Annotated in this window: 11 protein-coding genes; 7 read left to right on the forward strand and 4 right to left on the reverse strand. The window is 65.3% G+C overall.

All coding sequences use genetic code 11. From position 1 onward, the window contains the following. Positions 1 to 24: 24 nt before the first annotated feature. From lysA to ABZE94_RS16570, 5 genes are all read left to right on the forward strand, one after another. The gene (lysA, locus tag ABZE94_RS16550; RefSeq protein ID WP_372876581.1) at positions 25 to 1,278 is read left to right on the forward strand and encodes a diaminopimelate decarboxylase; all 1,254 of its coding nucleotides are present in this window, start codon (positions 25 to 27) and stop codon (positions 1,276 to 1,278) included. Between the two features lie 10 nt (positions 1,279 to 1,288). Then, positions 1,289 to 2,119 (forward strand): diaminopimelate epimerase, encoded by an 831-nt coding sequence (gene dapF / locus ABZE94_RS16555; RefSeq protein WP_372876582.1) that lies wholly within the window; start codon positions 1,289 to 1,291, stop codon positions 2,117 to 2,119. Next, positions 2,116 to 2,814: a DUF484 family protein gene (locus ABZE94_RS16560; protein WP_372876583.1), complete on the forward strand. Its 699-nt coding sequence runs from the start codon at positions 2,116 to 2,118 to the stop codon at positions 2,812 to 2,814. The genes dapF and ABZE94_RS16560 overlap by 4 nt, the downstream gene beginning before the upstream one ends. Before the next feature lie 180 nt (positions 2,815 to 2,994). Then, positions 2,995 to 3,891 carry a tyrosine recombinase XerC gene (gene xerC, locus ABZE94_RS16565; RefSeq protein ID WP_372876584.1) on the forward strand — a complete coding sequence of 299 codons (897 nt, stop codon included), beginning with the start codon at positions 2,995 to 2,997 and terminating at the stop codon, positions 3,889 to 3,891. Continuing rightward, positions 3,888 to 4,583, forward strand: coding sequence for an HAD family hydrolase (locus tag ABZE94_RS16570; protein WP_372876585.1), 696 nt, complete (start codon positions 3,888 to 3,890; stop codon positions 4,581 to 4,583). The genes xerC and ABZE94_RS16570 overlap by 4 nt, the downstream gene beginning before the upstream one ends. Positions 4,584 to 4,661: 78 nt before the next feature. Here the strand turns inward: ABZE94_RS16570 and sutA are convergent, their stop codons facing one another. From sutA to glnK, 4 genes are all read right to left on the reverse strand, one after another. Then, on the reverse strand, positions 4,662 to 4,988 hold the full coding sequence (gene sutA / locus ABZE94_RS16575; protein WP_372876586.1) for a transcriptional regulator SutA: 327 nt from the start codon (positions 4,986 to 4,988) through the stop codon (positions 4,662 to 4,664). A gap of 233 nt (positions 4,989 to 5,221) precedes the next feature. Further along, positions 5,222 to 6,472, reverse strand: a complete 1,251-nt coding sequence (locus ABZE94_RS16580) for an ammonium transporter (RefSeq protein WP_372876587.1) — start codon at positions 6,470 to 6,472, stop codon at positions 5,222 to 5,224. A gap of 79 nt (positions 6,473 to 6,551) precedes the next feature. Further along, positions 6,552 to 7,865: an ammonium transporter gene (locus ABZE94_RS16585; protein ID WP_372876588.1), complete on the reverse strand. Its 1,314-nt coding sequence runs from the start codon at positions 7,863 to 7,865 to the stop codon at positions 6,552 to 6,554. Positions 7,866 to 7,903: 38 nt separating this feature from the next. After that, a complete protein-coding gene (gene glnK / locus ABZE94_RS16590) occupies positions 7,904 to 8,242 on the reverse strand; it encodes a P-II family nitrogen regulator (protein ID WP_003096476.1) in 339 nt (112 codons plus the stop codon). Between the two features lie 409 nt (positions 8,243 to 8,651). Here glnK and ABZE94_RS16595 point away from each other — a divergent pair, with 409 nt between their 5' ends. Both ABZE94_RS16595 and ABZE94_RS16600 read left to right on the forward strand, forming a co-directional pair. Continuing rightward, entirely contained in the window at positions 8,652 to 8,924 is a 273-nt protein-coding gene (locus ABZE94_RS16595; RefSeq protein WP_372876589.1) for an accessory factor UbiK family protein, read from the forward strand. Positions 8,925 to 8,958: 34 nt separating this feature from the next. Beyond that, positions 8,959 to 10,455, forward strand: a complete 1,497-nt coding sequence (locus tag ABZE94_RS16600) for a YifB family Mg chelatase-like AAA ATPase (RefSeq protein WP_372876591.1) — start codon at positions 8,959 to 8,961, stop codon at positions 10,453 to 10,455. Positions 10,456 to 10,698 lie beyond the last annotated feature (243 nt).

A 10,698-nucleotide genomic window follows, 5' to 3' on the forward strand; every position in this document is an offset into this window, starting at 1 on the left:
GCACAAACCGAATAAGGACAGCTCATGAACGCCTTCACCTACCGCGACGGCACGCTGTTCGCGGAGGGCGTGGCCCTGTCCGCCATCGCCCAACGCTTCGGCACGCCGACCTACGTCTACTCGCGGGCGCACATCGAGGCGCAGTACCACGCCTATGCCGATGCCTTGCAGGGCATGCCGCACCTGGTCTGCTTCGCCGTCAAGGCCAACTCCAACCTGGGCGTGCTCAACGTGCTGGCGCGTCTCGGCGCCGGCTTCGACATCGTCTCGCGCGGCGAGCTGGAGCGAGTCCTGGCCGCCGGTGGCGAGCCTGGCAAGATCGTCTTCTCCGGCGTCGGCAAGAGCCGCGAGGACATGCGCCGTGCGCTGCAGATCGGCGTGCACTGCTTCAACGTCGAATCCACCGACGAACTGGAGCGCCTGCAACAGGTCGCCGCCGAACTGGGCGTGCAGGCGCCGGTGTCGCTGCGGGTCAACCCGGATGTGGATGCGGGCACCCACCCGTATATTTCCACCGGGCTGAAGGAAAACAAGTTCGGCATTGCCATCGCCGACGCCGAGGCGGTGTATGCCCGTGCCGCCACGCTGGCCAACCTGGAAGTGATCGGTGTCGACTGCCACCTCGGTTCGCAGCTGACCAGCCTGCCGCCGTTCCTCGACGCCCTCGACCGCCTGTTGGCGCTGGTCGACCGCCTGGCCGAACGCGGCATCCGCATCGCACACCTGGACCTCGGTGGCGGCCTCGGCGTGCAATACCGCGACGAGCAGCCGCCGCTGGCCGGCGAATACATCGAGGCGGTGCGCCAGCGCATGGCCGGGCACGACCTGGCCCTGGTGTTCGAGCCGGGTCGTTCGATCGTCGCCAACGCCGGCGTGCTGCTGACCCGGGTCGAGTACCTCAAGCACACCGAGCACAAGGATTTCGCCATCGTCGACGCGGCGATGAACGACCTGATCCGTCCGGCGCTGTATCAGGCCTGGATGGACGTGGTGGCGGTGCAGCCGCGCGATGGCGCGACGCGCAACTACGACATCGTCGGCCCGATCTGCGAAACCGGTGACTTCCTGGCCAAGGATCGCGAGCTGGCACTGGCCGAAGACGACCTGCTGGCCGTGTGTTCGGCGGGCGCCTACGGTTTCGTCATGAGCTCCAACTACAACACCCGCGGCCGCGCCGCCGAGGTGATGGTAGATGGCGACCAGGCCTTCGAAGTGCGGCGGCGCGAGACCCTCGGCGAACTCTTTGCGGGCGAAAGCCAGCTGCCGCCAGCACCATAAGGGCACCCTGATGCTATTGCGCTTTACCAAGATGCACGGCCTCGGCAACGACTTCATGGTCCTCGACCTGGTCAGCCAGCACGCGCATATCCAGCCCAAGAACGCCAAGCAGTGGGGCGATCGCCACACCGGTGTCGGCTTCGACCAATTGCTGCTGGTGGAGCCGCCGAGCAACCCCGACGTCGACTTCCGCTACCGCATCTTCAACGCCGACGGCTCGGAAGTGGAGCAGTGCGGCAATGGCGCGCGCTGCTTCGCCCGCTTCGTGCTGGACAAGCGGCTGACCATGAAGAAGCAGATCCGCGTGGAAACCAAGGGCGGGATCATCGAACTGGACGTGCGCCCCGACGGCCAGATCAGCGTGAACATGGGCGCGCCGCGCCTGGAACCGGCGCAAGTCCCTTTCCAGGCCGAACGGCAAGCCTTGAGCTACCCCGTCGAAGTCGCGGGGCAAATGCTCGAACTGGCGGCGGTGTCCATGGGCAACCCCCACGCCGTGCTGCGCGTCGACAGTGTCGACAGCGCGCCGGTGCATGAGCTGGGGCCGCAACTGGAACAGCATCCGCGTTTTCCGCAGCGGGTCAATGTCGGCTTCCTGCAGATCATCGACCGCCAGCATGCCAGGCTGCGCGTCTGGGAACGCGGCGCGGGCGAGACCCAGGCCTGCGGCACCGGCGCCTGTGCGGCGGCGGTGGCGGCGATTAGCCAAGGCTGGATGGACTCGCCGCTACAGATCGAACTGCCCGGCGGCAAGCTGTCCATCGAGTGGGCAGGCCCGGGCCAGCCCGTTATGATGACCGGACCCGCCATGCGCGTGTATGAAGGACAGGTTCGCCTATGACCGACCAACAGGATTCACCCAAGCCGCTCGACTCGGCCACCGTTGCCGCCTATTTGCGCCTGCACCCGGAATTCTTCATCGACCACGACGAACTGATTCCCGAGTTGCGCATCCCGCACCAACGCGGCGACACCATCTCGCTGGTCGAACGCCAGGTGAAACTGTTGCGCGAGCGCAATATCGAGATGCGCCATCGCCTCTCGCAGCTGATGGATGTGGCCCGCGACAACGACCGCCTGTTCGACAAGACCCGGCGCCTGGTGCTCGACCTGCTCGACGCCACCAGCCTCGAGGAGGTGGTCAGCACCGTGGAAGACAGCCTGCGCCACGAGTTCCAGGTGCCCTTCGTTGGCCTGATCCTGTTCAGCGATACGCCGCTGCCGGTCGGCCGCTCGGTCAGCAGCGCCGAAGCGCATCAGGCCATTGGCGGCCTGCTGGCGGGCGGCAAGACCATATGCGGGGTGTTGCGCGAGCACGAACTGAACTTCCTGTTCGGCGAAAACGAAGCCCGGCAGGTCGGCTCAGCGGCGGTGGTCGCACTGTCCTATCAGGGCTTGCATGGCGTGCTGGCGATCGGCAGCGTCGACCCGCAGCACTACAAGAGCTCCCTGGGCACCCTGTTCCTCGGCTATATCGCCGAAGTCCTGGCCCGCGTGCTGCCGCGCTTCGCCACGCCGCTGCGTTCGGTGAGATAAGAGCAGCGACAAGCTGCAAGCCATAAGCCGGTAGGATGGGTTGAGCGAAGCGATACCCATCAAATACCGCGGCGATGGGTTACGCGCCGCGCCACTATCCCTTAGCGCCTGCAATCTGCGCCCAGCGCCGCCAACCGCGCGGCCCGCCCCATCCTACGTCCGCGTTAGCCGGGAGCCGCCATGCAAGATCATCTGCACGCCTACCTCGAACACCTGCGCAGCGAGCGCCAGGTCTCCCGGCACACCCTCGATGGCTACAGCCGCGACCTGGCCAAGCTCCTCGCCTTCTGCGAACGCGAGCAGATCGCGGCATGGGCCGCGCTGGACACCCCGCGCCTGCGCCGGCTGGTCGCCCGCCTGAATCTCGAGGGCCAGTCCAGCCGCAGCCTGGCCCGCCTGCTTTCGGCCACGCGCGGCCTCTACCGCTACCTGATCCGCGAAGGCCATTGCCAGAACGATCCGGCCAGCGGCCTGACCCCGCCGAAAGGCGAGCAGCGCCTGCCGAAAACCCTGGATGCCGACCGTACCGCTCAGTTGCTCGACGGTGCGGTCGAGGACGATTTCATCGCGCGCCGCGACCAGGCCATGCTCGAGCTGTTCTATTCCTCCGGCCTGCGCCTGTCCGAACTGGTCGGCCTCAACCTCGACAACCTGGACCTGGGCGATGGTCTGGTGCGGGTACTGGGCAAGGGCAACAAGACCCGTGAACTGCCGATCGGGCGCATGGCGCGCCAGGCCCTGGAACAGTGGCTGCCCTTGCGCGCCCTGGCCAAGCCGGCGGATGCTGCGGTGTTCATCAGCCAGCAGGGTCGCCGGCTCGGCCCGCGCGCGGTGCAACTGCGCGTGCGCCAGGCCGGGGTGCGCGAACTCGGGCAGAATCTGCACCCGCACATGCTGCGGCATTCCTTCGCCAGCCATATGCTGGAGTCTTCACAGGACTTGCGCGCGGTGCAGGAACTGCTCGGCCACGCCGACATCGCCACCACCCAGGTCTACACCCACCTGGATTTCCAGCACCTGGCCACGGTGTATGACCGCGCCCATCCACGGGCCAAACGCAAAGGCAGTAGCAAATGAGCATTCAACTGATCACCTTCGATCTCGACGACACCCTGTGGGACGTGACCCCGGTGATGCAGGATGCCGAAGCGACACTGCGCAACTGGCTGGCGCTGCACGCGCCACGCCTGGGCACGGTGCCGGTCGAGCACCTGTGGACCATCCGTGCGCGCCTGCTGCAGGCCGAACCATCGCTCAAGCACCGCCTCAGCGAACTGCGCCGGCGCATCCTGCACGATGCCCTGGCCGGCGCGGGCTACCCGCCCGGCGAGGCCGCAGCGCTGGCCGAGGGTGGTTTCCAGGTCTTTCTCGCCGCCCGCCATCAGGTCGAGCTGTTCGCCGAGGTGCACCCGACCCTGGAGATCCTGGCCAATCGCTTCCAGCTCGGGGTGATTACCAATGGCAATGCCGACGTGCGCCGCCTGGGCCTGGCCGACTATTTCCAGTTCGCCCTCTGTGCGGAAGAACTCGGGGTCGGCAAACCCGATCCCAAGCCGTTTCAGGAAGCCCTCCGGCGTGCAGGCATTGCCGCGCAGCACGCCGTGCATATCGGCGACCACCCCAGCGACGATATCGCCGGCGCCCAGGCTGCCGGCCTGCGGGCGATCTGGTTCAACCCGCAGGGCAGGGCCTGGGAAGGCGACAAGCGCGCCGACGGCGAAATCCGCAGCCTGGCCGAACTGCCAGGACTGCTGCACAGCTGGGTGTAGGCCGCAGCCTAGGCCTAGGCCTCTGCCGACCGCGGCCTGCGCGGCGGAGGCGGTCTCGCCTACGTCGTGCAACGCCCCTCAGATAGGCCGGCTGCCGTATTTGCTGTCGGGCTTCTTCGGCGGATCGGAAACCACGTTGGGCTCGACCTCCTGCACCTTGCCGCCGCGCGCCAGGTACTCTTCCATGGCGCGCGCCAGGGCATCGCGATCCTTCTGCTTGGCTTCGATGCTCGGCAACTCTTCAACGCTGACCGCCGCCTTGACCTTGGCCTTGCTCTTGCCGCTGCTGACAACTTCGTCGCCGTCATCGTCACCGTTGTCGACGTCATCGGCGGCAGCCATTTCCTCGCCGCTCCCCTCGTCAGCCCCTTCGAGCTCGTCTTGTTCCAGATCTTCGTCGCTCATGTTCAACCTCATGACTTGCGAAAAGCAGATTAGTTATAGCCCAGCTACGTGATCTTTCGCACGTCGCCGGAAAAATTCACATGGCCTTGCCTGACAAAGCCCCTGCCGCGTCTCGTGCCGGCCCGGACGAATACCGCGGTGTCGCATGACAGTGCTTGTCGGCGCGCATTCTAGCGCGCTGCCAGAAAAAACAAAGGGCGCCTTTAGGCGCCCTTGTTTTAAATCATCGGGAATCAGCTTTTAGTGAATTCCGGATAGGCTTCCATGCCGCATTCGGCGATATCCACGCCCTCGTATTCTTCTTCCTCGGTGACGCGCAGACCGATCACCAGCTTGATGATCGACCAGACGATCAGGCTGGCGATGAAGACCCAGGCGAAGATGCAGACCAGACCGAGCAACTGGGCGCCCAGGGTGGCATCCGGGTTGGTCAGCACCACCGCCAACAGGCCCCAGATACCAGCCGAACCGTGGACCGAGATGGCACCGACCGGATCGTCGAGCTTGAGCTTGTCCAGGCCGAGGATGGAGAACACCACCAGTACGCCACCGACAGCACCGATCAGGGTCGCCTGCAGGGCACTCGGGGTCAGCGGCTCGGCGGTGATCGCCACCAGGCCGGCCAGGGCGCCGTTGAGCGCCATGGTCAGGTCGGACTTGCCGAACAGGATGCGCGCCACGATCATCGCCGCGATCAGGCCGCCGGCGGCGGCCATGTTGGTGTTGACGAACACCTGGGCCACGGCGTTGGCGTCTTCGATGGTACTCATCTTCAGCTGCGAACCGCCGTTGAAGCCGAACCAGCCCATCCACAGGATGAAGGCACCGAGCGTGGCGATCGGCAGGTTGGCGCCCGGAATGGCATTGACCTGGCCATTGGCGCCGTACTTGCCCTTACGTGCACCGAGCAGCAGGACACCGGCCAGGGCAGCCGCAGCGCCCGCCATGTGGACCACACCGGAACCGGCGAAATCGAGGAAGCCGGCTTCGTTGAGGAAGCCCGAACCCCATTTCCAGAAGCCCTGCACCGGGTAGATGAAGCCGGTCATGACCACGGCGAAGGCGAGGAAGGCCCACAGCTTCATGCGCTCGGCCACGGCACCGGAGACGATCGACATGCAGGTGGCGGCAAACACCACTTGAAAGAAGAAGTCCGAGCGCGCCGAGTAATAGGGCGCGTCGTCACCGCCGGCGAGCACCGACTCGACGCTGTTCTCTTCGCCGAGCAGGAAACCCAGGCTCGGCAGGATGCCGCCTTCAGGGCTGGAGTACATGATGTGGTAGCCGATCACCAGGTACATGACGCTGGCCACCGCGTACAGGGCGATGTTCTTGGTAAGGATTTCGGTGGTGTTCTTCGCCCGTACCAGGCCAGATTCGAGCATGGCAAAACCCGCTGCCATCCACATCACCAGAGCACCGCAAATCAAAAAGTAGAAGGTATCGAAGCCGTACTGCAGTGCAGTCAATGCTGTGTTGTCCATGGTTCACCTCTTGCCGGCGCGCTTTTATAGCGCTGTTCGGTTAAGGCGCCCGGGTTGGCTCCGGGCGCACTCCGTGTGCTTACAGGTTGTAGCCACGCTCGTTGTGCAGGGCGAGATCGAGACCGACCGTCTCTTCCTCGTCGCTGATACGCAGGCCCATTACTAGGTCGATCACTTTCAGGATCACGAAGGTCAACACCGCGGTGTAGACCACCGTGAACGCCACGCCCTCGAACTGCACCCACAGCTGCGCGGGAATGTTCTCCACCGTGCCGAAGCCACCCAACGCCGGCGCGGCAAAGGCCCCGGTGAGAATGGCGCCGACAATGCCGCCCACGGCATGTACGCCGAAGACATCCAGAGAATCGTCATAGCCGAACTTGCGTTTCAGGCTGGTGGCGCAGAAGAAGCAGATCACCCCCGACGCCAGGCCGATGACCAGCGCCCCCATCGGCCCGGCGGTGCCGGATGCCGGGGTAATGGCCACCAGACCCGCCACCGCACCGGACGCAATGCCCAGCACGCTGGGTTTGCGGTGGGTGATCCACTCGGCGAACATCCAGCTCAGCGCCGCCGTCGCCGTGGCGATCTGGGTCACCAGCATGGCCATGCCGGCGCTGCCGTCCGCCGCCAGGGCCGAGCCGGCGTTGAAACCGAACCAGCCGACCCAGAGCATGCTCGCGCCGATCAGGGTGTAGCCGAGGTTATGTGGCGGCATGGCCGTAGTCGGAAAGCCCTTGCGCTTGCCCAGCACCAGACAGGCCACCAGACCGGCGATACCGGCATTGATGTGCACCACGGTGCCGCCGGCGAAATCCAGCACGCCCCAGTCCCACATCAGGGCACCGTCGCCGCTCCACACCATGTGAGCGATGGGGGCATAGACGAGGGTGAACCAGACCGCCATGAAGATCAGCAGCGCGGAGAACTTCATGCGCTCGGCGAAGGCGCCGACGATCAGGGCCGGGGTGATGATGGCGAAGGTCATCTGGAAGGTGATGAACACGCTTTCCGGAATCCCCGCCACCAGACTGTCGCGGGTCAGGCCGGCGAGGAAGGCGTTCGACAGGCCGCCGACGAAGGAGTTGAAATTGACCACACCCTGCTCCATGCCTGTGGTGTCAAAAGCCAGGCTGTACCCGTAGACGACCCAGAGCACGCTGATCAGGCCGGTGATGGCGAAACACTGCATCAACACCGAGAGGACGTTCTTCGAACGCACCATGCCGGCATAAAACAGGGCCAGCCCCGGAATGGTCATGAACAGCACGAGTACGGTCGCGACCAGCATCCAAGCCGTGTCGCCGCCATTTAAAACTGCCTCGTCGGCCATGGCAAAGCCAGGAACGAGAGACAAAAGGGCTCCTAGCCCTGCGATTTTTCGCAGAGTCATTGGGGGTTACTCCTGGGGCGTGGGGTTCGCAGGCTTGCTTAGATAGCGTCGGTATCGGTTTCGCCGGTACGGATGCGGATCGCCTGCTCCAGGTTGACGACGAAAATTTTGCCGTCACCGATCTTGCCGGTGTTGGCGGCCTTGGTGATGGCTTCGATGACGCGATCCAGCTGATCGTCAGCGATGGCCACGTCAATCTTTACCTTGGGTAGAAAATCGACCACGTATTCGGCGCCGCGGTACAACTCGGTATGCCCTTTTTGCCGACCGAAGCCTTTGACCTCGGTGACTGTGATGCCCTGCACGCCGATTTCCGACAGTGACTCGCGGACGTCGTCCAGCTTGAACGGCTTGATGATGGCAGTGACTAGCTTCATGAAACTTTCTCCCGTGTAAGGTGGACTTGCCCCAGGAATTACGAACCCGGATCAAGTCTAAGCGCTGTGTCTGGCTTTTGTAATGCACCGGTTGCCCCAGAGGGATCACACCGATGCCCACCAACCGCTCCTGACGAAACACTTCCCGCTTCGCCTAACGCACCGGAACCGCATCGGTGCATTCGTCACAAGCGATTAAGCAGAAAGCTTGCCAGATCGTATAAAACCGATTTTTTTCAAACAGTTAGCAGGAAATACAGGTTCTCGGAGCGATCGCGACAGGCGAGCAGTGCACGATTACGGTGCAAGCATGCAACCGGCAACGCACAGAAAGCGTGCAGCACTGGCCGCCCCGGCCCGTGACACGACTGCGTGCTACACTGCCGCCGTCAGTCACTGGAACCCTGCCATGTTGCCGCCCAAAGCCCTGCTCGATGCCCTCAGCGCCCACGCCTCGCGCCTGTTCAACGGCGAAACGCCGCTGCCGCGTAGCGAATTCGAGGCCCAGTTCAAAGCCCTGCTGCAGAGCGGTTTCAGCAAGCTCGACCTGGTCAGCCGGGAAGAGTTCGACAGCCAGATGGCCGTCCTCGCCCGCACCCGTGCCCGCCTGGAAGCACTGGAAGCCAAGGTTGCCGAACTGGAAGCCCGCACCGCGCAAGACGCTACGCCGCCCACCGAGTAACCCGCTCGGACGGCTGACGATCAAGGAGTGATCGATGTCCCTGGCCATAGTCCACAGCCGCGCCCAAGTCGGCGTCGACGCACCCGCCGTGACCGTCGAGGCGCACCTGGCCAATGGCTTGCCGTCGCTGGCGCTGGTCGGCCTGCCCGAGACCGCGGTCAAGGAAAGCAAGGATCGGGTGCGTAGCGCCATCCTCAACTCCGCCTTCGATTTCCCGCCGCGACGCATCACCCTCAACCTGGCCCCGGCCGACCTGCCCAAGGACGGCGGGCGCTTCGACCTGGCCATCGCCCTGGGCATTCTCGCCGCCAGCGGCCAGGTGCCGGCCGCCGCCCTGGAACAGCTCGAGTGCCTGGGTGAACTGGCCCTGTCCGGCGCCGTACGGCCAGTCCGGGGCGTGTTGCCCGCGGCACTGGCGGCCCGCGCCGCCGGACGCACCTTAGTGGTGCCGAAGGCCAACGCAGAGGAGGCCAGCCTGGCCTCCGGGCTGGTGGTCATCGCCGTCGAGCATTTGCTCGAGCTGGCCGCCCACCTCAACGGACAGACGCCGATCGCCCCCTACCAGGCCCAGGGTTTGCTGCGCCGCACCCAGCCCTACCCGGACCTGGCCGAAGTGCAGGGCCAGGTCGCCGCCAAGCGCGCCCTGCTGGTGGCCGCGGCCGGCTCGCACAATCTGCTGCTGACCGGCCCCCCGGGCACCGGCAAGACCCTGCTGGCCAGCCGCCTGCCCGGCCTGCTGCCGCCACTGGACGAGCAGGAGGCCCTGGAAGTCGCGGCGATTCATTCGGTGGCCAGCCACACCCCGCTGGATGCCTGGCCGCAGCGGCCCTTTCGCAACCCCCACCACAGCGCCTCCGGCCCGGCCCTGGTCGGTGGCGGCAGCCGTCCGCAACCCGGGGAAATCACCTTGGCCCATCAGGGCGTGCTGTTTCTGGATGAACTGCCGGAATTCGACCGCAAGGTCCTGGAGGTGCTACGCGAGCCCCTGGAAAGCGGGCAGATCGTCATCGCCCGGGCGCGCGACAAGGTGCGCTTTCCCGCGCGCTTCCAACTGGTCGCGGCGATGAACCCCTGCCCCTGCGGTTTTCTCGGCGATCCCAGCGGCCGTTGTCGCTGCGGCGCGGAACAGATCCAGCGCTACCGCGGCAAGCTCTCCGGGCCCCTGCTCGACCGCATCGACCTGCATGTGACGGTGGCGCGGGAAGCCACCGCCCTGCATGTAGCGCCCGGCGAAGGCGCCGACACGGCCACCGGCGCCGCCCTGGTGGCGCGCGCCCGGCAACGCCAGGTGCTGCGCCAGGGCGTGGCCAATGCCTTTCTCGACCTGCCCGGCCTGCGCCAGCACTGCGGCCTGCATGCCGCCGATCAGGGCTGGCTGGAAAGCGCCTGCGAACGCCTCGGCCTGTCCCTGCGCGCGGCGCACCGGGTGCTCAAGGTGGCGCGCACCCTGGCCGATCTCGAGCAGGTCGAACAGATCGCCCGCAGCCACCTGGCCGAAGCGCTGCAGTACCGCGGCCATGCGCAGAGTTGAGTGCTGGCCTGGCTGCGAGCCGGGAAAGGCCAGCAAAGCATGCATCCGAGCGCCCGGCTCCTACACAGTGCGTGACAGCGCGGCGTCTGGACGACGGGGGATCTCTCATCAAACAAAATATATCTCATTGATTTTATTGATTATTGTAGGAGCGGCTTTAGCCGCGAATTCTTCGTGGCACAGCAAAGCTTCGCGGCTGAAGCCGCTCCTACAGGTACCCACAAGCCGACAGACACGATTGCC

The sequence above is a fragment of the Pseudomonas sp. genome (genome assembly GCF_041601375.1).
Taxonomy (GTDB): Bacteria; Pseudomonadota; Gammaproteobacteria; order Pseudomonadales; family Pseudomonadaceae; genus Aquipseudomonas.

What these genes read in the sequence shown, in the direction of transcription:
- ABZE94_RS16600 (WP_372876591.1), top strand. Translation starts at nt 8,959, where the DNA reads ATGTCCCTGGCCATAGTCCACAGCCGCGCCCAAGTCGGCGTCGACGCA.
- xerC (WP_372876584.1), top strand. Translation starts at nt 2,995, where the DNA reads ATGCAAGATCATCTGCACGCCTACCTCGAACACCTGCGCAGCGAGCGC.
- ABZE94_RS16595 (WP_372876589.1), top strand. Translation starts at nt 8,652, where the DNA reads ATGTTGCCGCCCAAAGCCCTGCTCGATGCCCTCAGCGCCCACGCCTCG.
- sutA (WP_372876586.1), bottom strand. Translation starts at nt 4,988, where the DNA reads ATGAGCGACGAAGATCTGGAACAAGACGAGCTCGAAGGGGCTGACGAG.
- lysA (WP_372876581.1), top strand. Translation starts at nt 25, where the DNA reads ATGAACGCCTTCACCTACCGCGACGGCACGCTGTTCGCGGAGGGCGTG.
- ABZE94_RS16570 (WP_372876585.1), top strand. Translation starts at nt 3,888, where the DNA reads ATGAGCATTCAACTGATCACCTTCGATCTCGACGACACCCTGTGGGAC.
- ABZE94_RS16560 (WP_372876583.1), top strand. Translation starts at nt 2,116, where the DNA reads ATGACCGACCAACAGGATTCACCCAAGCCGCTCGACTCGGCCACCGTT.
- dapF (WP_372876582.1), top strand. Translation starts at nt 1,289, where the DNA reads ATGCTATTGCGCTTTACCAAGATGCACGGCCTCGGCAACGACTTCATG.
- ABZE94_RS16580 (WP_372876587.1), bottom strand. Translation starts at nt 6,472, where the DNA reads ATGGACAACACAGCATTGACTGCACTGCAGTACGGCTTCGATACCTTC.
- ABZE94_RS16585 (WP_372876588.1), bottom strand. Translation starts at nt 7,865, where the DNA reads ATGACTCTGCGAAAAATCGCAGGGCTAGGAGCCCTTTTGTCTCTCGTT.
- glnK (WP_003096476.1), bottom strand. Translation starts at nt 8,242, where the DNA reads ATGAAGCTAGTCACTGCCATCATCAAGCCGTTCAAGCTGGACGACGTC.